Source organism: Acidimicrobiales bacterium (assembly GCA_041394265.1).
GTDB lineage: Bacteria > Actinomycetota > Acidimicrobiia > Acidimicrobiales > SZUA-35 > JBBQUN01.
Genome location: JAWKIO010000005.1, coordinates 794,459 through 815,198, shown reverse-complemented (window position 1 = coordinate 815,198; position 20,740 = coordinate 794,459). Strand labels below are relative to the sequence as shown.

21 protein-coding genes are annotated in these 20,740 nt (G+C 67.6%); 13 read left to right on the top strand and 8 right to left on the bottom strand.

Translation table 11 applies throughout. From position 1 onward, the window contains the following. Positions 1-3: 3 nt before the first annotated feature. Together R2733_03945 and R2733_03940 are read left to right on the top strand one after the other, a co-directional pair. Positions 4-933, top strand: coding sequence for a TIGR03621 family F420-dependent LLM class oxidoreductase (locus tag R2733_03945; GenBank protein MEZ5375639.1), 930 nt, complete (start codon positions 4-6; stop codon positions 931-933). 19 nt (positions 934-952) lie between these two features. Next, positions 953-1,771, top strand: a complete 819-nt coding sequence (locus R2733_03940) for an HAD family hydrolase (GenBank protein MEZ5375638.1) — start codon at positions 953-955, stop codon at positions 1,769-1,771. Position 1,772: 1 nt separating this feature from the next. Here the strand turns inward: R2733_03940 and R2733_03935 are convergent, their stop codons facing one another. From R2733_03935 to R2733_03920, 4 genes are all read right to left on the bottom strand, one after another. After that, complete coding sequence (locus R2733_03935; protein MEZ5375637.1) at positions 1,773-2,369, bottom strand: hypothetical protein; 597 nt, start codon at positions 2,367-2,369, stop codon at positions 1,773-1,775. A 44-nt stretch (positions 2,370-2,413) separates the two neighbouring features. Further along, positions 2,414-2,716, bottom strand: coding sequence for a hypothetical protein (locus R2733_03930; protein ID MEZ5375636.1), 303 nt, complete (start codon positions 2,714-2,716; stop codon positions 2,414-2,416). 130 nt (positions 2,717-2,846) lie between these two features. Continuing rightward, a complete protein-coding gene (locus R2733_03925) occupies positions 2,847-3,344 on the bottom strand; it encodes a CoA-binding protein (protein ID MEZ5375635.1) in 498 nt (165 codons plus the stop codon). Between the two features lie 60 nt (positions 3,345-3,404). Continuing rightward, entirely contained in the window at positions 3,405-4,694 is a 1,290-nt protein-coding gene (locus R2733_03920; GenBank protein MEZ5375634.1) for an O-acetylhomoserine aminocarboxypropyltransferase/cysteine synthase family protein, read from the bottom strand. 120 nt (positions 4,695-4,814) lie between these two features. On the opposite strand from R2733_03920, the gene R2733_03915 reads away from it, so the two are divergent. After that, positions 4,815-5,771, top strand: coding sequence for a cation diffusion facilitator family transporter (locus R2733_03915; GenBank protein MEZ5375633.1), 957 nt, complete (start codon positions 4,815-4,817; stop codon positions 5,769-5,771). A gap of 6 nt (positions 5,772-5,777) precedes the next feature. Here R2733_03915 and R2733_03910 read toward each other — a convergent pair whose 3' ends face one another. Genes R2733_03910 through R2733_03900 form a run of 3 tightly spaced genes read right to left on the bottom strand, consistent with a single transcriptional unit; the run spans position 5,778 to position 8,397 of the window. Beyond that, the gene (locus tag R2733_03910; protein MEZ5375632.1) at positions 5,778-6,263 is read right to left on the bottom strand and encodes a MauE/DoxX family redox-associated membrane protein; all 486 of its coding nucleotides are present in this window, start codon (positions 6,261-6,263) and stop codon (positions 5,778-5,780) included. A 6-nt stretch (positions 6,264-6,269) separates the two neighbouring features. Further along, a complete protein-coding gene (locus R2733_03905; protein ID MEZ5375631.1) occupies positions 6,270-6,977 on the bottom strand; it encodes a TrkA family potassium uptake protein in 708 nt (235 codons plus the stop codon). Between the two features lie 55 nt (positions 6,978-7,032). Further along, positions 7,033-8,397, bottom strand: a complete 1,365-nt coding sequence (locus tag R2733_03900) for a potassium transporter TrkG (protein ID MEZ5375630.1) — start codon at positions 8,395-8,397, stop codon at positions 7,033-7,035. 81 nt (positions 8,398-8,478) lie between these two features. Here R2733_03900 and R2733_03895 point away from each other — a divergent pair, with 81 nt between their 5' ends. Further along, the gene (locus R2733_03895; protein ID MEZ5375629.1) at positions 8,479-9,498 is read left to right on the top strand and encodes a DUF4214 domain-containing protein; all 1,020 of its coding nucleotides are present in this window, start codon (positions 8,479-8,481) and stop codon (positions 9,496-9,498) included. Between the two features lie 199 nt (positions 9,499-9,697). Then, a complete protein-coding gene (locus R2733_03890) occupies positions 9,698-9,961 on the top strand; it encodes a hypothetical protein (protein ID MEZ5375628.1) in 264 nt (87 codons plus the stop codon). Positions 9,962-9,977: 16 nt separating this feature from the next. Here the strand turns inward: R2733_03890 and R2733_03885 are convergent, their stop codons facing one another. After that, positions 9,978-10,625, bottom strand: coding sequence for a hypothetical protein (locus R2733_03885; GenBank protein MEZ5375627.1), 648 nt, complete (start codon positions 10,623-10,625; stop codon positions 9,978-9,980). A gap of 91 nt (positions 10,626-10,716) precedes the next feature. Between R2733_03885 and purL the strand changes: the two genes are divergently transcribed. The 8 genes from purL to purM all read left to right on the top strand — a co-directional run bounded on the left by purL (position 10,717) and on the right by purM (position 20,736). Then, a complete protein-coding gene (gene purL, locus R2733_03880) occupies positions 10,717-13,617 on the top strand; it encodes a phosphoribosylformylglycinamidine synthase subunit PurL (GenBank protein ID MEZ5375626.1) in 2,901 nt (966 codons plus the stop codon). After that, positions 13,614-14,378, top strand: coding sequence for a phosphoribosylformylglycinamidine synthase subunit PurQ (locus tag R2733_03875; protein MEZ5375625.1), 765 nt, complete (start codon positions 13,614-13,616; stop codon positions 14,376-14,378). Before purL ends, R2733_03875 begins: the two co-directional genes overlap by 4 nt. Before the next feature lie 7 nt (positions 14,379-14,385). Continuing rightward, positions 14,386-14,925: a 5-(carboxyamino)imidazole ribonucleotide mutase gene (gene purE / locus R2733_03870; protein ID MEZ5375624.1), complete on the top strand. Its 540-nt coding sequence runs from the start codon at positions 14,386-14,388 to the stop codon at positions 14,923-14,925. After that, entirely contained in the window at positions 14,922-15,998 is a 1,077-nt protein-coding gene (locus R2733_03865) for a 5-(carboxyamino)imidazole ribonucleotide synthase (protein ID MEZ5375623.1), read from the top strand. Before purE ends, R2733_03865 begins: the two co-directional genes overlap by 4 nt. A 62-nt stretch (positions 15,999-16,060) precedes the next feature. Continuing rightward, complete coding sequence (locus tag R2733_03860; GenBank protein MEZ5375622.1) at positions 16,061-17,008, top strand: phosphoribosylaminoimidazolesuccinocarboxamide synthase; 948 nt, start codon at positions 16,061-16,063, stop codon at positions 17,006-17,008. Further along, positions 17,001-18,431, top strand: a complete 1,431-nt coding sequence (purF, locus tag R2733_03855) for an amidophosphoribosyltransferase (protein MEZ5375621.1) — start codon at positions 17,001-17,003, stop codon at positions 18,429-18,431. The genes R2733_03860 and purF overlap by 8 nt, the downstream gene beginning before the upstream one ends. Continuing rightward, positions 18,431-19,726 (top strand): phosphoribosylamine--glycine ligase, encoded by a 1,296-nt coding sequence (gene purD, locus R2733_03850; GenBank protein ID MEZ5375620.1) that lies wholly within the window; start codon positions 18,431-18,433, stop codon positions 19,724-19,726. The genes purF and purD overlap by 1 nt, the downstream gene beginning before the upstream one ends. Further along, positions 19,723-20,736, top strand: coding sequence for a phosphoribosylformylglycinamidine cyclo-ligase (gene purM / locus R2733_03845; protein MEZ5375619.1), 1,014 nt, complete (start codon positions 19,723-19,725; stop codon positions 20,734-20,736). The genes purD and purM overlap by 4 nt, the downstream gene beginning before the upstream one ends. Positions 20,737-20,740 lie beyond the last annotated feature (4 nt).

The following is a 20,740-nucleotide window of genomic DNA, read 5'->3' as shown; positions in this document are numbered from 1 at the left end:
GGCATGACGACGGCAGGCATCACCTTCGGGGTGCAGGTCGGTCTCGAGTCCAAGCGACAGCTGCTCGAGACCGCGAAGCGAGTCGAGGCGCTGGGCTTCGACTCGCTCACCGTGGCCGATCATCCCGGCTCCTCTGCGTCGCCATTCCCCGTGCTGGCCGCGGCGGCAGCGGTCACCGAGCGACTTCGGCTCGGTCCCTACGTCGCCAACGCCGGACTGCGACGCCCGCTCGACCTGGCGGTCGATACGGCAACCCTCGACGTCGTGTCCGACGGTCGAGCCTTCCTCGGTCTCGGCGCCGGCCACAGCCCGAGCGAGTGGTCCACCCAAGGCATGGTGCGTCCCGACGGCCGAGGCCGGATCCAACAGCTCATCGAGACGGCCGAAGCGGTGCAGGCGCTGCTGGACGGCGAACGGGTCACCACCAACACGGCGTTCGTCTCGCTCGTCGATGCGTACCTCGAACAGCCGCAGCCGCTACAGGACCGCGTGCCGATGTGGATCGGCGGCAACAACACCGAACTCCTCCGCTACGCCGGCGCCAACGCAGACGTCGTAGCGTTCTCCGGACTCGGCAAGACCCTGCCCGACGGACATCGACACGAGGTGAAGTGGCGACCCGACCAGATCGACCACAGCGTAGGGATCGTCGAGCAGGCCGGTGCGGAGAGAGCAGCGCCTCCCGTGCGCCAGGCGCTCGTCCAGGTCGTCACGGTCACCGATCACCGCAAGCGCGAGGCAGCAAGCATTGCCAGCCGCATCGGCGCACCGACCGATGTCGTGCTCGACTCCCCGTACCTCCTGATCGGAACCATCGAGGAACTGGTCGACCAACTCGTCGCCAACCGCGAACGGTGGGGCTTCACGTCGTATGTCGTCCGTGCGCCCGCGATCGACGCCATCGCCGAGGTGATCGATCGCATCGGGGCGTGAGATATGTGAGCCTGGCGAGATGATCCGACTGGTGGTGACTGACCTCGACGGCACGTTCTGGGACCACGACCTGACCGTTCCCGAAGCGCACCTCAACGCCGTCGACGAACTCCAACGCCGAGGCATCGAGGTGATCGTGGCGACATCGCGGCGCCGGCGTGTCGTCGAGCACCACATGGGTCGGGTCGGCCGCTCGTTCGCCGCAGTGGTCCTCGATGGTGCGATGGGTGTCGATCTCCGCAACGGCACGCGATTCCACGACGCACCGTTCGCCGCCGACGCTGCGGTCGAAGTGCTCCAACGATTTCGCCTCCACGGATTCGAGCCCTGTGTCTACGTCGATGAGTCCGACGTCGACGTGGTCCTTCCAACGATGCCTTCGACCTGTCGGGCCCACGCCGACTACCTGGCGCCGATCGCTCGCACCGGCGATCTCGATCTCGAAGTGGCGTCAGGGCCGGTCTACGGATTCTCCGTTGTTGGTCGACCGCGGGAGGATCTCGCACGCCTCGCCACCGAGCTGACGAACGACGGCGCCGAACTGATGCTGTTCCCGGAACGCACCTACGGCGGTTGGGGCCTGGTCGTCGCCCCGCCCAGCGTGACGAAGTGGTCGGGTGTGCTGGCCTACTGCGAGCCGCGTGGGATCCAGCCCCGCGAAGTCATGGCCGTCGGGGACGGCGACAATGACATCGACATGTTGCGTCGCTGTGGTGTGGCGGTAGCCGTGCGGGGTGGAACCGAGGGTGCCGTTGCGGTGGCCGACGACCTGATCGAGCCTCCCGAGGCACGGGGATGGGCGGCCGTTGTCGACATCGTCGACGGCGCCGGCGGGTGACCTATTCGAACTTGCGGCGGGTGACGGCGATCATCGTCGCCATGAACCAGATCCCGCCGAACACGGCGATCGGTCCCCAGAACTCCGGGCTCCAGCGTTCCACGAACTCATAACCCAGTGCCCGGCCGAAGGCGACGGCAGCGAGGAGCGTCGTCGCCACCTGCACCTTCGGGTTGTACCGGACGATCCCGACGGCTTCGGCGACATAGGCGAGGGTGGCGGGAATCGACAGCAGCCAGATCGGCCACGGATCGATCGACTCGGGCCACGGCGCCAGGCCGATGGCCGACACGATGGCCACGAGGATGCCCAGCGGGTAGAGCGATGCGCATCGGCGGCACACCCATCGGCTTCCGACGTGGACACACCGTTCGGCGTAGTCGTCGTACCAGTGGTGGGCGAGCCACATGTTCTGGCGTGAGATCCGATCCTTCTCGGCCCGGCCCATCGCCGCCAGCCGGGCTTCGAACATCGCCATGGCTGCACCGTCGAGTGCCGCCTCGCTGTCGCCGGTGGCGGCTTCAGCAGAGCGGTGGTTGGCCGCGGGCTGGTCGGCAGCGATGTCGGGGTGGACGGCGCGTTCGTCGATCTCGTTCACCTGGGCCTATCGGCCCAGATCACGCGTTGCTGAGGAGTCGGGGCTCAGCGAGAACCGCCGATGCCGCAGTCGGCAATGGCGGCGTCGATGTCGTCCTGGAAGCCCTCGACCTCCGACGGGTTGCGCGACGCCTCGTTCAGTTGGCTTTGGGAGTAGGCGCCGTCGGCGAAGATGACGTCGGCGACACAGTTCGCCTGCTCGTCGGTGATGTCGCCCGGGTTCTCGCCGCCTCGCTCGGTGAGCATGGTGACCAGGTCGTCTCGGGTGACGTCGGGATCGCCACAGGCGCCCAGGCCAAAGGTGAGAGCGATCACGGCGAAACTGGTACGAACGAGAGGCGCGCGCATCCGGACAGTCAATCGTGAATCAGGCTCGATCGGACCCTGCCCCTGCTGCCCCTCCCAAAACCCACCGCAACTTTGGAGAGTTGATGCCGCTCAGAGGTGTCAACTCGCCAAAGTTGCTGGGGTTCTTGGGTCAGGCGCGGCGGCTGGAGATGACGCCGGTGTCGAAGCCGGCCAGGTGGAGCCCGCCGTGGAATCGGGCGTGTTCGATCTTGACGCACTTGTCCATGACCAGGTCGAGTCCGCCCTCGAGGGCGATCGCCGCCGCCTCCTCGCTCCAGATCCCGAGCTGGAGCCACAATGCCTTCGCCCCGAGCTCGACCGCTTCGCGAGCGACACCCGGGCAGTCGGCCGGGGCACGGAACACGTCGACGATGTCGGGCACGACCGGGAGGTCGGCGAGCGATGGGTAGCAGGTCAAGCCGTTGATCTCGTCGGTGGTCGGGTTGACCGGGTAGAGGTCGAAGTCCGACGAGCAACCCTTGAGGTAGGTGATCACGAAGTTGGACGCTCGTGACGGGTTGGCCGACGCACCGACGATGGCAATGGAACGAGTGCGGTCGAGAAGCTCCTTGATCGAGCGGGCCGACGGAGGGTTCCAACCCTCGATTTCGGTGTGTGCTGTTGCCATGGTGGGCGTCCGTTCGTGATGGGGTGCAGGTGGCGGAGCTTGAGGTGCAGGGAGTCGGGGTCAGTCGACCTGTGAGGCGACGAGTGCCTGGTCGAGGTCCCAGAGGATGTCATCGAGGTCTTCGAGGCCGACCGACAGGCGGATCATGTCGGGGCCGACGCCGGCGGCGGTCAGCTGTTCCTCGGTCATCTGCTGATGCGTGGTGCTGGCGGGGTGGATGACGAGCGTGCGGGCGTCGCCGACGTTGGCCAGGTGGCTCACCAGTTCGAGTGCCTCGATGAAGCGCCTCCCGGATCGGCGGCCGCCCTTGACGCCGAACGTGAAGATGGCCCCGGCTCCCTTCGGTAGGTACTTCGCCGCCAGCGAGCGGTAGGGCGAGTCGGGGAGGTCGGCATGGTTGACCCATGTGACCAGTGGGTGGTCGACCAACCATGACGACACCTCGCGGGCGTTGGCGACGTGGGCGTCCATCCGGTGGGGGAGGGTCTCGATGCCCTGCAGCAGCATGAACGCGTTGAACGGCGACAGGCACGCGCCGACGTCTCGCAACTGCTCGGACCGCAGCGCGGTGCAGAACGCGTACTCGCCGAAGTTCCCGGCCCATTGCAGACCGTTGTAGGTGGGGACGGGTTCGGTGAAGCGGGGGAACCGGCCCGACGCCCAGTCGAAACGGCCGGCCTCGGCGACCACGCCGCCAATGCTCGTGCCGTGCCCACCGAGGAACTTGGTAGCCGAGTGGACGACGATGTCGGCGCCCCATTCCATCGGCCGGCACAGGTACGGGGTCGCGAAGGTCGAATCGACGACGAGCGGCAGATTGGCGGCGTGGGCGACGTCGGCCAGCGCTTCGAGGTCGGCGACGGCGCCGGTCGGATTGCCGATGATCTCGGTGTAGATGAGCTTCGTCTCGGGGCGGATGGCGGCGGCGAACGACTCGGGCTCGGTGTTGGGGACGAAGGTTGTTTCGATGCCCAACCGGGCGAGGGTGGTGGCCATCAGCGTGTACGAGCCGCCGTAGATGCTGGCGGCGGCGACGATGTGGTCGCCGGCGCCGGCCAGCGTGGTGATCGCCATGAACTCCGCCGCCTGACCGCTCGATGTTGCGACCGCGCCGATCGCCCCCTCGAGCGAGGCGATGCGTTCCTCGAACGCGGCGACCGTCGGATTCGAGATGCGGGAGTAGATCGTGCCGTACTTCTGGAGCGCGAACAGGTCGGCGGCGTCGGCGGTGTCTTCGAACACGAAGCTCGTCGACTGATAGATCGGCACCGCCCGAGCGCCGGTCGCCGCGTCGGGTTGGCCGCCGGCGTGCAGTGCTCGTGTTCGGAAGCCCCAGGTGCGGTTCGACATGGTCAGCATCTTGGCACGACGCAGTGGGGAGGGCGACTGGGCAAATATTGGGAATGAATGAGAATTGATGGAGGGTCCTGGTACCGTCGTCGGCATGCACCGCAACGGCCAGTCCGACTGATGGGTCATGACCACGATCACGGCACCGGTCTGGCCCGGGCCGGCGAACGCCATCGCGGCAGGCTCACCGCCGCCTTCTGCGTGATCGCGGCCTTCTTCGTCGTCGAGGCCGTCGCCGGGATCATGACCAACTCGCTGGCGTTGCTGTCCGATGCCGGGCACATGCTCACCGATGTCATCGGTATCGGGATGGCGCTGGCCGCGATCCAACTGGCTTCCCGCCATGCCGATCGTCATGCCGAGGGCCAGTCGAACGGCCACGGTGGCGATGCCCACGACTCGTCCCACACCTTCGGCCTCTACCGGCTCGAGATCCTCGCTGCCTTCGTCAACGCACTCCTGCTGTTCGGTGTTGCGATCTGGGTGTTGATCGAGGCGGTGCGCCGCCTGTTCGGCGAGCCCGAGGTGCTCGGGGTGCCGATGATGATCGTCGCCGTCCTCGGCCTGGCCGCCAACATCGTGGCGTTCCTGCTGCTGCGAGAAGGTTCGAAGGAGTCGCTGAACGTCGAGGGTGCCTATCTCGAGGTGCTGGCCGACACCGTCGGATCCGTCGGGGTGATCCTCGCCGCGGTGCTGCTCGAGCTGTTCGGTTGGACCTGGATCGATCCGGTCGTCGCCGCCTTGATCGGCGTGTGGATCCTGCCCCGTACGTGGCGGCTCGGACGCTCGTCGGTGCGGGTGCTGCTCCAGGCGGCCCCGGCCGACGTCGACCTCGCTGCGCTTGCGGCCGATCTCGGTGCGATCGAGGGCGTGATCGACGTTCACGATCTCCACGTGTGGACGCTCACCTCCGAGATGGATGCCGCCTCGGCTCACCTCATGACCGGCGACGGGTGCGACGCCCACAGCGTGCTCGATCAGGCCCGAGATCTCCTCCAGCGCCAGTACGGCATCGCCCACGGCACGTTTCAGGTGGAGCCGCACACCCACGACGGATGCGGCGACGTCACCTGGTAGCCCTTCTCATCCTGACCGACGCCGGGCTCGCCACCATGCCAGCACCGCTGCCGGCCCAATGATCAGAGCGAGTCCCACCACGGTCTCGGTCCCACTCGGTCGAGCGATCCGATCGACGCCGAGGACCGGTAGCGCCCACACCATCAACACGGCGTTGCGTACCACGTGGCCGATGTCGACCGGTTCGGAGTTGCCGCCGCCGAAGCACGCGCAGGACACCACTCGACCCGCCCGGATCACCCCGATCAGCACCGTGGTGAAGGCCGCCAGGAGCACGAACGCAGCGACGGCTCCCCACCCGGGGGCGACGACGAGCATCAGTGCGACCGCCAGTTCGGCCAGTGGCACCAGGGCGGCGAGGGTCGCCGGTCTCGGTAGGCCGAGCGAGGCGAAGTCGTCGGTCGTACCTCGCCGGTCGCGGAGCTTGAGCACGGCCGCAACCACGAACGTGGCGGCCAAAGTGACGGCCAACAGGCCGGCGATCCCCTCCATGGCGGGCTAGGGGAGAGCTGCGAACTTCTCGGTTTCGGCGACCTCGCCCGCGATCACCAAGATGTCGCCGGCCTGGATCTCGGTTTCCGGCGTGGCGTAGGTGAACCCCATCCCCTCGGGTTTGACGCACACGATCGTGACCCCGTACTTCTCGCGAATGTGAGCGTCGCGCAGCGACAGGCCGATCAACTCGGCAGGCGGCCGCACCTCGGCGAGTACGAAGCCCTCGTCGAGCTGGAAGTAGTCGATGACCTGGCCCGAAACCGCATGGGCGACCCGAATGCCCATCTGCTTCTCCGGGTAGATGACGTGGTTGGCGCCGACCCGTTCGAGGATGCTGCCGTGGTCGTCGCGAATCGCCTTCGCCCAGATGTTCTTCACCCCGACATCGGCCAGCGCCGCCGTCGTGAGGATCGACGCCTCGATGCCGGTGCCGATGGCCACCACCGCAACGTCGAACTCGGTGGCACCGAGTTGTCGGAGCACTTTGGGGTTGGTGGCGTCGGCCTCGCGCACGTGGGTCAGACGGGTCGACCACTCCTGGACGAGGGTGGCGTCGAGGTCGATGGCCATCACCTCGGTGCCGAGCTCGACGAGCGTCTCGGCGAGCGAGGAACCGAAGCGGCCGAGGCCGATGACGAGCACCGAGGATGCCAGCAGGGTCTGGGGTTCGGACTCTTGCCCGGTGAGGATCTGGCGGAGATTGCGTGACACGGAGAGCTCCTTCGAGCGACGTGATGGGGGAGGTGGCCGAGCGGCTGGCTACCGCTCAGCCGACGAGGAGCTTTTCCTCGGGGTAGCGGAACATGTGGGGGCGGCTGCGGAACAGAATGGCCGTGCCGAAGGTGACAGGGCCGACACGGCCGATGAACATGAGCGCCATGATCAGCAGCCGGCTGAAGGTGTTGAGTTCGGTGGTGATGCCGGTCGAAAGGCCGACGGTGCCGAAGGCCGACGCCGCCTCGAAGAGCAACGACTGCAGGGTCAATTTCGGCTGTGACAGCGAGAGCAGGAAGGTGGCGGTGCCGACCGTGCCGAGGGCGGCGATCACGAGCGCCAGCGCTTGACGCTGGAGCGACGACGACAGCCGACGATGGAACAGGTTGACTTCGGTGTCACCTCGGAACTCGGCGATGGAGGTCCACACGACGACGGCAAAGGTCGAGGTCTTGATACCGCCACCGGTCGAGGCGCTGCTGGCCCCGATCATCATCAGGAGCAGCATCAGCAGGATCGAGCCGCCGCGAAGGGCTCCGATCGGCACCGTGTTGAAGCCGGCGGTGCGGGTGGTGACCGACTGGAAGAAGCTGGAGAGCACCTTCTGCGGCACCGAGAGGTTGCCCATGGTGGCGGGGTTGGTCCACTCGATCGCGAGGATGGCCACCGTGCCCCCGACGATCAGCAGCGTGGTCGCCACGATGGTCACCTTGGTGTGGAGCGACCACTGACGAGGCTGACGGAAATGGTGTGACAGTTCCGTGGCGACGGGAAAACCCAGGCCGCCGGAGATGATCGCGATCGAGACGATCACGTTGACCCAGGGGTCGGTGACGTAGCGCTCCAGTCCACCGCCGAGAACCGAGAAGCCGGCGTTGTTGAACGCCGAGATGGCGTGGAACACCCCGAGGTAGATCGAGCCGCCGATCGTGTGTTCATCCTCGAGGATGAAGCGAATGCTGAGCGTGGCGGCGGCCAGGCCCTCGAATGCCAGCGTGTACCGAAAGATGGCACGAATCACCGGACGGAGTTCGCCGAAATCGCCGAGACCGATCTCGGTGCCGGCCAGCAGTCCCCGCTTGATGCCGAGGCGACGGCTGAGGAAGACCGTGGCCAGCGAGGCGAGCGTCATGATCCCGAGGCCGCCGATCTGGATCATCGTGAGGATGACCAGCTCCCCGAAGCGGGAGAACGTGGCGCCGGTGTCGACGACGGCCAGTCCCGTGACGGTGGTCGCCGAGACCGAAGTGAAGAAGGCATCGAAGAGTGAGACCTGGGGAGCGGTCGTCTCGTGGGCGAAGGGAAGGCGCAACAACAGGGTGCCGGTGGCGATCAGCACCGAGAAGCCGATGATGACCAACTGACCCGGGTGAGTCGTCTGCCAATGAAAGCGTGACCGCGCCGGAAGGATCGCCATGAAACGACGATGCTAACTCGCCTCATTCGCCTGAATGCGCGGACCCGGCCACATCCGGTGGCATCATCGAAGACGAACGATGTGCCATCCTCACGATGGCAGGGCGCCGCAGTGAAGGAAGGACGCCGGTTGCGTAGGAGAAGCAGACTCGGAGGACCAATCGCGCTGCTCGCGGCGTTGCTGTGTGCCGTCACACTCACCGTGACGCCCGCTGGTGCCCAGACCGACACGACGGCACCCGACACGACGGCAGCCGACACGACCAGCCCCGAGGCACCGGCCGCTCCCGTGGGCGACGAGCCGGTCGATCCGGCTGACGATCCCGGCGTGCGGGGCAGTGTCGAACGGCTCTACGGCGCCGTCTTTGGGCGCTCCCCCGACCAGGCGGGGTTCGACTATTGGGTCGATGTCTACGTGGCGGGAACACCCCTCACGAGCGTCGCTCGCGAGTTCATGGCCTCTCCCGAGTGGACCTCGACCTACGGCGATCTCGACAACGCCGCCTTCGTGCACGTCATCTACTCGAACGTGCTCGGCCGAGAGCCCGACGAGGCGGGCTATGCGTACTGGCTCGGACTGGTCGACGGCGGTTTGAGTCGAACCAAACTGCTGCTCGGCTTCAGTGAATCCCCCGAGTACGTCACCGCCACGGGAACCGCAGCGCCAGTGGCGCCACCTCCGGTGTTCGAGCCGCTGCCGGCCAATTCCGGCAGTGGTCGCCGCATCGTCTATTCCAACACCGCGCAACGCGTCTGGTGGGTCGAGTCCGACGGTCGGGTGTCGAACAGCTATCTCGTCTCCGGGCGCGACAACGTCCCCGATCCGGCCACGTACTCGATCTACTCGAAATCGCCGATCGCCTACGCCGGACACAACGGCATCACGATGAAGCACATGGTCCGGTTCACCTACAGCAAGTACGGCAACCGGCTCCCCATCGGCTTCCATTCGATCCCGCGCTACGCCAATGGCACCCCGATGCAGACCGTGGAGCAGCTCGGCACGTACCAGTCGGCGGGATGCGTGCGCCAGCGAGACGACCAGGCCGAAGCCCTCTACCAGTGGGCGCGTCTCGGCGACACCGTCGTGGTGCTGCCCTGAAGACGTCGGTCGCTCACGCATGTGACAGAGATTTCACGTCATGACGTTCGGGTGGGCGCCGCGACCCTGTCGCTCACCGAAACTCCACGTGGGAGTAGGGATTCGCGCCGGCGGTGTGCCGTGCGGACCATGACGATTCGGCGCTGTGGGTGGATCAACTCCGCCCGTGATGCCCCATTCGGGGTCGCGAGGTGGCACGATGGACCCCGTGATGTCGAACCTGATCGCAGAACTTCGTACCGCCGAGCTCGCTGCCGCCGAACCGGGGCAGCTGATCGACCGTGGCCGGATCTTCGACCACCTGCTCGATCTCCGTCTCGAAGCCGGTGCCGACTCCGCCCTGGTGTCGATGATCGACGGCGTGCTCGCATCGGTCCCCGGCAAGTCCGTGGTCGAACTGGTGTGGTGGCGCGACACGCTCGACCAGATCGCCGACGCGGCGGAGTGCCTGCCCACCGCCTGAGCGGCCGTCAGCATCGCTACTGAGGCCGCTTGCGCCGCTCCAACCGATCAGCCCCGGGGTCGATGCCCGGGAGTTGCGGCTGGATCGCGCCCTTGGCCGCTGCCAGTTCGATGACGATCGCCTCGACCTCCTGCCAGGTCGATGCCCGCGGGCCGGCGAGCCCCTGGTTGTAGGGCGCATCGAACACGATGACGTCGTTGTCGGCGGCGCGCAGCCCGTCGACGTTGTGCGGCGCGTCATCGATGTAGACATCCGCCTCGACCTGCGGCTTGGCGCCGAGGAAGCAGATGTCTCGATAGGGAATGCGGACGTCGTCGAGCCACGCGACCGTGTCGGCCACCGCTTCGGCGTGACCCCAGTTGGTGTAGAGCCGATGCGTGATGATGCGGATCCAGACCCCGGCATCGGAGAGCCGCCACAGTGCTTCGGCGCAGCCCTCGATGACGGGCAGGGTGCGGAACAGGTGGCGTTCGGTGACGGCGAGGCGATGGAGGCGAGCGAACTCGTCGGGATCGAGGCCCCATTCGGAGAAGTCCCACGACCGTTCTTCGGGGAGTGAGGACGGATCGACACCCTTCTCTTCGGCCACCACGGCCCGGAAGCCGAGGGTGTAGTCGGCGCACACACCGTCGAGGTCGACGCCGAAGACAAAGGACCCAGTCACGGCGGCCACCGTAGCCCCCGGCATCTCTCACTTTTTGTTGAAATCGTTCGGGATTCGCAGATGGGGGTCGGGATCTGTCCATGCTTGCTGGGTGGGCAGCAACGTCGAAACTGCAGGGTCCGGATCCGCTCGCGACGGGGTCGCTGAGCACGTCGTCGTCGTGGGGCCGGGCGTGGTCGATGCCGGGCCCGACGGTCCACTGGCTCGAGCCCGCCTCTTCCACCTCCCGGTGCGCAGCATCGAGCGTTTCGACCTGGCCCACATTCGGGGCGAGCTTTCGAACGAACAGCTGAACCTGCTGGCCGAACGTCTCCTCGTCGAGCCGGTCGGTCAGTGGTGCGTGATCGCCTCGAGCGATGACAACGCCGATCTCAACACCACGCTCACCCAGGGTGACGACCACCGTCTCGTGATCGAAACCGGCCTGCGCCCCGGTGTCACCGACCGAGAAGGCGCCGAGCTGGTTCGCAGTGCCAACCAACTCGGCCTCGCCGTCGAGGCCGCCACCATGGCCAGCCGGTGGGTCGTCGACGCCGATCTCGATGACGCCCAGATCGGCGAACTGGCTCGCCGGGTGCTCCACAATGACGTCATCGAACGGTGGGCCATCGGCTCGCTGCCGGCGGCATTCACCGATACGTCCGCCCAGGCGCCCGACACCACCACGGTGGCCATTCGCGGGCTCGACGCCGACGGTCTGGCCGGTGTGAACCAGCAGCGTCGCCTTGGGCTCGACCCCGAAGAGATGATCGTCATCCGCGACCACTTCGAGTCGCTCGACCGCGATCCCTCCGACGCCGAGCTCGAGACCCTCGCCCAGACCTGGTCGGAACACTGTGCGCACAAGACCTTCCGTGGTCTGATCCACCTCGACACGGGCGAAGTCATCGACTCGCTGATGAAGACCTACCTTCGCTCGGCCACCGACACCATCGCAGCGCCGTGGGTGCGGTCCGCCTTCGTCGACAATGCGGGCATCGTGGCCTTCGAGGACGGGTGGGACGTCGCCATCAAGGCCGAGACCCACAATCACCCCTCTGCGATCGAACCGTTCGGTGGTTCCAACACCGGCGTGGGTGGTGTGGTGCGAGACATCCTCGGTGTGTCCGCCAAACCGATCGCCGTCACCGACATCTTGTGCTTCGGCCCCCAGGACACCGATCCCGACACCCTGCCCGACGGGGTGCTGCATCCCCAGCGAATCCGGGCCGGCGTGATTGCCGGCGTCGGCGACTACGGCAACAAGATCGGCGTCCCGAACATCGCCGGTGCGATCGTGCACGACCCGTCGTACACCACCACGCCCTTGGTCTTCGCCGGCTGCCTCGGTCTGTTGCCGCACGGCTCGAATCCGACGAACGCCCAGGCCGGTGACTCGGTCGTGGTCCTCGGTGGCGCCGTGGGGCGCGATGGCGTCGGCGGTGCCACGTTCTCCTCGCAGACCATGGGCGTCGAGACCGCAGCGGTTGCCGGGTCGTCGGTGCAGATCGGCGACCCGATCGTCGAGAAGGGTTTGATCGACGTCATCGTCGCCGCTCGCGGCGCGGGGCTGTATTCCGCCGTCACCGACTGCGGCGCCGGCGGCCTGTCATCGGCCGTGGGTGAGATGGCCGAGGTGCTCGGGGCTCGAGTCGATCTCGCTCTCGTGCCCCGCAAGTACCCGGGTCTCGCCCCGTGGGAGGTCTGGCTGTCCGAGGCGCAGGAGCGCATGGTCGTCGCCACCGCCGATCCTGCCCCGATCCTGGCGTTGGCCGAGCGTTGGGGTGTCGGTGCCGCAACGATCGGCACGTTCACCGGCGACGGCCGGCTGGTGGTCGTCGACGGAGACGCCGATGTGATCGACCTCGACTGCGGCTTCCTGCACGACGGTCGTCCGCAGCGTTCGATGCAGGCCATCGCCGTCGACACCTCCCGCACCGCACGTCAGCCGTTGCCCGATGGCGCCGACGCTCACGAGCTGTTGCTGGGCCTGCTCGCTCACCCGTCGATCCGCTCCAACGAGTCGGTGATCCGCACCTACGACCACGAGGTGCTTGGCGGCACCCTGGTGCGCCCCTACGGCGGTCCGCACGGCGACGGGCCGGGCGACGGCACGGTGATGGTGCCGCCCGGCACTTCCGGCACCCGCGGGGTGGTGCTCGGCATCGGCGTCAACGCCGTCATCGGTCGTCACGACCCCGAGGCCATGGCCTGGTCGGTCATCGACGAAGCCGTCCGCAACGCCGTCGTCGCCGGCGCCGACCCCGACGAGCTGTCGCTGCTCGACAACTTCGGTTGGGGCAACCCCACCGACCCGGCCACCCTCGGCGGACTCGTCGCCGCCTGCAAGGGGTGCCACGACGCCGCCATCGCCTTCGGTGCGCCGTTCGTGTCGGGCAAGGATTCGCTCTACAACGTCTACGTTCCCGAGGGCGGCGAGCCCGACCCCGTCACCCCCACACTCGTCATCACGGCCATGGGGCTGGTGCATAACCTCGACGTCGTGCCGCTCACCGGGGTGGTGGCTCCCGATGACGAGGTATGGCTCGTCGGTCCCGACGCCGGGGCCCTCGGTGGGTCGCATCTCGATCAGGTGATCGGCACCGATCTCGGCGGCCCGGTTCCCGCCATCGACCCGAGCGCGATCGAGCGACATCGGTCGCTGGCCTCGGCCATCGGTGCCGGACTCGTCCGCAGCGCTCACGATCTGGCCGAGGGAGGACTCGCCGTCGCCGCCGCCGAATGGGCCTTCGCCGGTCGCCTCGGCATCACGCTCGACGCCGTCGACCACACCTCACCCGAGATCCTCTTCGGTGAGGGACCGGGCCGCTACCTGGTCGAGATCGCAGCCGCCGACGCCGACACGTTCGCGTCGTTGGTGCCATCGGCCAGGCGCGTCGGGCGGGTCACCAACGAGCCCCGCGTCGAGATCGGCGAACTCACCTGGACGCTCGCCGACATCGAAGCGGCCTACGTCCACGACCAGCACGCCACCACCGGGAGCAACCGATGACCAAGCCCCGAGTCCTCATTCCCGTGGCCCTTGGCACCAACCGGGACCACGACCTCGCCCTCGCCTTCGAGGCCGCCGGTGCCGAGGCCACCTCGGTGCCACTCACCGCCCTGCGATCCGGCGAGGTCGCGCTGACCGACTTCCAGATGCTCGGCGTGCCCGGTGGCTTCAGCTATGGCGACGCCCTCGGCGCCGGTCGCCTGCTCGGTCTCGACCTCGGCAGCTGGTTCGCCGATCAACTCGCCGAGGCCGTCGCTCGTGAGATGCCGATCATCGGGGTCTGCAATGGTTTCCAGGCGCTGGTGAGCGCCGGTCTGTTGCCGGGCGCTCCGGCGAAGGCAGTGCTCACCGAGAACCAGTCGCACGTCTTCGAGTGCCGCTGGGTCATGCTCCAGCCCGGTCTCGCCAGCAACTCGGTGTGGACCAACGGACTCACCGAACCCCTTCGCTGCCCGGTGGCCCATGCCGAGGGGCGGTTCGTCGCCGACGATCTCGCCGCCCTCGAGGCCGCGGGTCAGGTGGCGCTGCGCTACGCGAACCCCGACGGCACCCTCGCCGACACCGCTTATCCCGCCAACCCGAACGGATCGGCCGGCGATGTCGCCGGCATCAGCGATGCCACCGGCCTGGTGCTCGGCCTGATGCCGCACCCCGAAGACCACATCCTCGATCGCCACGATCCGCTGCGGGGGCGGGCCGGGAGCGACGCCGGGCGTTGTCTCCCGCTGTTCGAAGCCGGCGTCGCCGCGGTGAAGGGATGACCGGCCGATGACCGAGCAGACAACGACCCATCGCCCCCTGCGGGTGGCCGTCGTCATGGGAAGCCAGTCCGACTGGGCGACCATGCGCAACGCCGTCGAGACACTCGACGCACTGGGCGTCGACAACGAGGCCCGCATCATCTCGGCCCATCGCACCCCCGACCGCATGTTCGAGTTCGCCCGGGGCGCTCGCGACGAGGGGTTCGCCGTCATCATCGCCGGCGCCGGTGGCGCCGCCCACCTGCCGGGGATGGTCGCCGCCCTCACCTCGCTCCCGGTGTTCGGCGTGCCGGTCGAGTCCAAGGCGCTGTCGGGCCAGGACTCGCTGCTCTCGATCGTGCAGATGCCGGCCGGGATCCCCGTCGGCACGCTCGCCATCGGCCGCAGCGGTGCCGTCAATGCGGCGTTGCTCGCCGGTGCCGTCGTGGCCCTCCATGATCCCGGAGTCGCCGAGCGACTCGAGACCTGGCGGGCCAACCAGACCGCCGCCGTGGGTTTCGCTCCGATCGACGACACGCCTCCGGCCGAGGGCATCCCCAACTCGTGACCACGATCGGTGTGCTCGGGGGCGGTCAGCTCGGTCGCATGCTGGCGATGGCTGCCGCCCGACTCGGGCACCGAGTCGTCGTCCTCGACCCCGACCCCGAGGCTCCCGCCGCCCAGGTCGCCAACCGGCACCTGTGTGCTGCCTACGACGACGCCGCTGCGCTCGATGAGCTCGCAACGGCCTGCGATGTCGTCACCTATGAATTCGAGAACGTGCCGGAGGTCGCGGTTCACGCACTCGACCAGCGAGTTGCGGTGCATCCCAACGCCCACGCGCTGGCGACTGCGCAGGATCGACTGGTCGAGAAGACCTTCCTGGTCGAACTCGGCATCGGCACGGCGCCATTTCGTGCGGTCGACCATCAGCAGCAGTTGGACGACGCGGTGGCCGACCTCGGCGGCCGAGCCGTCCTCAAGACCCGTCGCTTCGGCTACGACGGCAAGGGGCAGCTCCGGGTCGAGCCGGGGAACGACCACTCGACGGCGTTCGCCGATCTCGGGGGTGTTCCGTTGATCGCCGAGGGGTTCGTCGACTTCGAGTGCGAGATCTCGGCGATCGCCGCCCGCTCGATCGACGGCGAGGTGCGGTGCTACGACCCGGTCCGCAACGTGCATCGCAACGGCATCCTCCACACGTCCACTGTCCCTGCCGCCATCGACGAGGCCACCGCCGAGGCAGCACGCAAAGCCGCCACAGCGCTCGCCAATGCCCTCGACTACGTCGGTGTGCTGGGTCTCGAACTCTTCGTCCTCGCCGACGGATCGGTCGTGGCCAACGAGTTCGCGCCACGGGTCCACAACTCCGGCCACTGGACCGAGGCGGCCTGCGCCGTGTCGCAGTTCGAGCAGCACATACGGGCCGTGACCGGGCAGCCACTCGGAGCCACCGGTCGACTGCGCGATGCCGTGATGACCAACCTCATCGGTCACGACGTCGACCGGGTGCCCGACCTGTTGACCAGGCCTGACACCGTCGTCCATCTCTACGGCAAGCGGGAGGTGCGAGCCGGTCGGAAGATGGGACACGTCACCGAATTGCTCCCTTCCAACGGCGTCGACGAACCCAGAATCTGACTTTTTGTGGAAACCGCGACGATGCTTCCGAACCCATCGGCGAGGTCTCCACAATGAACGGCGTGGGCGTTCTCTCCGACCTGACCCTGGACCTTCCCGGCCACCGCTCCGGCAAGGTCCGTGAGACCTGGCAACTGCCCGGCAGCGAACCCCGCCGGCTCCTGGTCACCACCGATCGGTTGAGCGCATTCGACCGCGTGATCGGTCTGGTGCCGCACAAGGGGCAGGTGCTCAACCAGCTTGCGGCCTGGTGGTTCGAGCAAACATCCGACATCGTCGCCAACCATGTCGTGTCGATGCCCGACCCCAACGTGCTGATCGCCCTCGACGCCACCCCGCTGCCGGTCGAGGTCGTCGTGCGGGCCCGTCTCACCGGCTCGACCTCCACGGCCGTGCTGCCTCGCTACCTGGCGGGGGAGCGGGTGCTCTACGGCTACACCCTGCCCGACGGTCTCACCCCGCACGGCCCCCTGCCCGAACCGATCGTCACCCCCACCACCAAGGCCGCCGACGGCGAGCACGACGAACCGATCACCGTGGCCGAGGTCGCCGAACAGGGCCTCGTCGAGCCGGCGCTGTGGAAGCGGATCCAGCAGGTTGCCCTCGACCTCTTCGCTCGGGGTGCGGCCATCGCCGATGCGGCCGGGTTCGTGCTCGCCGACACCAAATACGAGTTCGGCCTCGGTCCCGACGGTGAGCTCCTCCTGATCGACGAGATGCACACCCCAGACTCGTCGCGCTACTGGGCGAAGGACACGCTCGACGAGCGCCTCGCCAACGGGCAGGCGCCCGACGGCTACGACAAGGAGCCCGTCCGGCTCGCCCTCAAAGCGGCCGGCTACCACGGCGACGGCCAGCCACCCGAGCTGCCACCCGAGGTCTGGGAACAGACCTCGGCCCGCTACGTCGAACTCTACGAACGCCTCACCGGTCGCACGTTCGTGCCCGGAGCCCAACCAGCCCAACAGCGGATCCTCGCCAACCTCTCGGAGCTCGTATCCCATGAGTAGCGCCTTTCACCCCGACGACATGCCCAAGGAGGAATGCGGGGTGATCGGCATCTCGAGTTCGGGGCACGACGCCGCCCGGCAAGCATTCTTCGGCCTGTACGCCCTGCAGCACCGAGGTCAGGAAGCGGCCGGCATCGCCGTTGCCGACGGCAGGGCGGTGCGGGTGCACAAGGGGCAGGGGCTGGTCAACCAGGTCTTCAACCCCGACGTGCTTCGCCCGCTCACCGGTGGGATGGCGATCGGGCACACCCGGTACTCCACCACGGGCGCCAACTCCGATCGCAACGTCCAGCCCTACGTGATCGAGACCATGCACGGGCCGCTCGGTGTGGCCCACAACGGCAACCTCGTCAACACCGACCAGCTCCGTCAGAAGCTGCTCGAGCGAGGGGCCGGTCTCCAGTCGTCGTCGGATTCCGAAGTCATCGCGCTGATGCTTGCAGCGTCTGAGGGATCGACCTGGGAAGAGCGCCTCGTCAACGTCATGCCGCAGTGGCAGGGCGCCTACTCGCTGGTGATCATCGCCGGCACGAAGGTGGTGGCCTGCCGAGATCCATGGGGCTTCCGACCGCTCTCGATCGGCAAGCTGGCCTCTGGCGGCCACGTCGTTGCGTCGGAGACCGGCGCCCTCGAAACCCTCGGCTGCAAGGCGATCCGCGAGATCGAGCCGGGCGAGGTCGTGATGCTGCAAGGGGATCTGGCCCGCTCCACGCATGCCCTGCCGGCCGAGCCGCAGCAGGCGCGCTGCACGTTCGAGCACATCTACTTCTCCCGCCCGGATGCGTTCTGGGACGGCATGAACGTGCACCAGGCCCGGCAGCGCCTCGGCGAGGAGCTGGCCCGTGAGCATCCGGTCGAGGCCGACGTCGTGATCCCGGTTCCCGATTCCTCGATGCCTGCTGCCATCGGGTACGCCGCCGTCTCCGGCATCACCTACAACGAGGGGTTCGTGAAGAACCGCTACATCGGTCGCACGTTCATCGAGCCCACCGACGAATTGCGCAAGCAAGGTGTGGCCCTCAAGTTCAACACGCTCGAGGAGAACATCCGGGGCAAGCGGGTGATCGTGATCGACGACTCGATCGTTCGTGGCACTACCTCGGGTCCGTTGGTGAAGCTGGTGCGCGACGCCGGGGCCACCGAAGTGCACATGCGGGTCACCTGCCCGCCCATCGCCCACCCGTGCTTCTTCGGGGTCGACATGGGCACGTACGAAGAACTCATCGCCCACCAGCTCGGTGTTCCCGAGATCTGCGACCACATCGGTGCCGACAGCCTCGGCTTCTTGTCGGTCGAGCGCATGATGAAGGCGCTGGGCAAGGACGACGGCTACTGCAACGCCTGTTTCACCGGTCACTACCCGATTCCGGTCCAGCTGTCGCTGGCCAGCTCGAAGGCCCGTTTCGACGGAGTGTTCGGCTGATGCGGGTCCTGCTCATCGGATCCGGCGGTCGTGAACACGCCATGGCAAACGCCATCCTGGCCTCACCGCTGCTGAGCGAACTCCAGGTGGCGCCGGGCAATCCGGGCACCGAACCTCACAACGTGGTGCTCGAGGTCGCCGACCACGCCCAGGTGGTGGCGCACTGCCGCGACGCCGCCGTCGACCTCGTCGTCGTCGGACCCGAAGTTCCGCTCGTGGCCGGTCTGGCCGACGCAGTCACCGACGCCGGGATCGCCTGCTTCGGACCCAGCAAAGTCGCCGCACAACTCGAAGGGTCGAAGGCATTCGCCCGGGCCTTCGCCGAACGTCACGGCATCCCCGGCCCGGCCTTCGAGCGCTTCACCGATGCGGACGCGGCGATCGCCTACCTCGATGTGATCGGCGGACCGGTCGTGGTGAAGGCCGACGGTCTGGCCGCCGGCAAAGGTGTCATCATCCCCGAGGGCCGCACCGAGACCGAGCAGGCAATTCGAGAGATGCTGAGCGGAGCCTCGATGGGCGACGCGGGCACGGCCATCGTGCTCGAGGAGCGGATGGAGGGCGAGGAGCTCTCCCTCTTCGGGATCTCGAGCGCCACCCAACTCGATCCGCTCGGCGGCCTCACCGCACAGGACCACAAGCGAGTGGGCGACGGCGACACCGGGCCCAACACCGGTGGCATGGGCGCCTTCGCTCCGGTCCCGGGTGTCGATCCGGCGCTGGTCGCCGAGCTGGTCGACACCTTCCTCGTCCGAGCATCGCAGGGTATGGCCGCCGAGGGCACGCCCTATGTCGGGGTCATCTATGCCGGCATCATGCTCACACCCAAGGGCCCCCGCCTCGTCGAGTACAACTGCCGCTTCGGTGATCCCGAGACCCAGGTCCTGCTCCCGCTGCTCGACAGCGACCTGCTCGCCGTCATGGCAGCCGCCGCCAACGGCGAAGCGTGGACTCCTCTCACCGTGCGCCCCGACACCACAGCCGCCACGGTGGTGGTCGCCGCCAACGGCTATCCAGCCGACCCGGTCAAGGGTGTGCCCATCCCCGATGTGATCGACCTCGATCAGGTCGACGTGCGCGTGCTCCACGCCGGCACCACCCGCACCGCCGACGGCCATCTCGTGTCGTCCGGCGGCCGAGTCCTCAATGTGGTCGGCGTCGGTGCCGACCTCGACCAAGCCCTGCGAAAGGCCTACACCGTGGTCGACGACGTCACCAGCAACACCGAGCTCTTTGCTCGGTCCGACATCGGTTGGCGTCATGCCACCGGCGAACGGGCCGGGTCACTGCGATGACCACAGAGGATGCCTACGCCGCCGCCGGCGTGAGTTTCAGCGCCGGCGACGAAGCCATCGAGCAGATCGCCGAGGCGGTCAAGGAAACCCACACCGAGCGCGTCGTCGCCGGGGTCGGGAGCTTCGGTGGTGTGTTCGACATGGCCAACCTGGGCATGGATCAGCCATTGCTGGTGAGCTCCACCGACACCTGCGGCACCAAGACCGTGCTCGCGGCCGAACTCAGCATGTGGGACAACATCGGCGCCGACATCGTGAACCACGGGGTCAACGACGTGTTGGTGCAGGGGGCCCGGCCGCTCTTCATGCTCGACACGATCTCGGCGGGAGTACTCGACCCCGACATCGTCGGCCGGGTCGTTCGTTCGATGGCGGCCGCCTGCAAGAAGAATGGTTGCGTCCTGCTGGGCGGGGAGACCGCCGAGGTCCCCGATCTCATCGTGGCCGGCGGTGTCGACGTCGCCGGCACCATGGTCGGTGTCGTCGATCGTGGCGAGCTCCTGCCGACCAACGACATCGCCGCCGGTGATGTGCTGATCGGGCTCGAGTCCAACGGCCTCCACACCAACGGCTACTCGCTCGCCCGCCGCCTCGGCGCCGTCCATGGCTACGACACGCCAGTGCCCGGGTCCGATGTTCCGCTCGGCGAAGCCCTGCTCGCCCCACATCGCAGCTACCTCGAACCGTTGGCGAAGGTGCTCGACGCCAAGATCGTCAAGTCGCTGGCCCACCTCACCGGCGGTGGGTTCCCCGACAACATTCCGCGCTGTTTGCCCAAGGGCCTCGGCGCCACGGTCGACACCTCCGCCTGGGAGACCCCGCCGCTGTTCGCCTGGCTGCAGGAAGCCGGTGGGCTCGGTCTGGTCGAAGCCCACCGGATCTTCAACATGGGGATCGGCATGGTCGCCATCGTCGCGGCCGAGCACGTCGAGACCTTCCGCTCGCTGGTCGACGAACCGACCTACGTCCTCGGCGAGGTCGTCGACGGCGAGGGCGTGACCCTCTCCTGAGGGC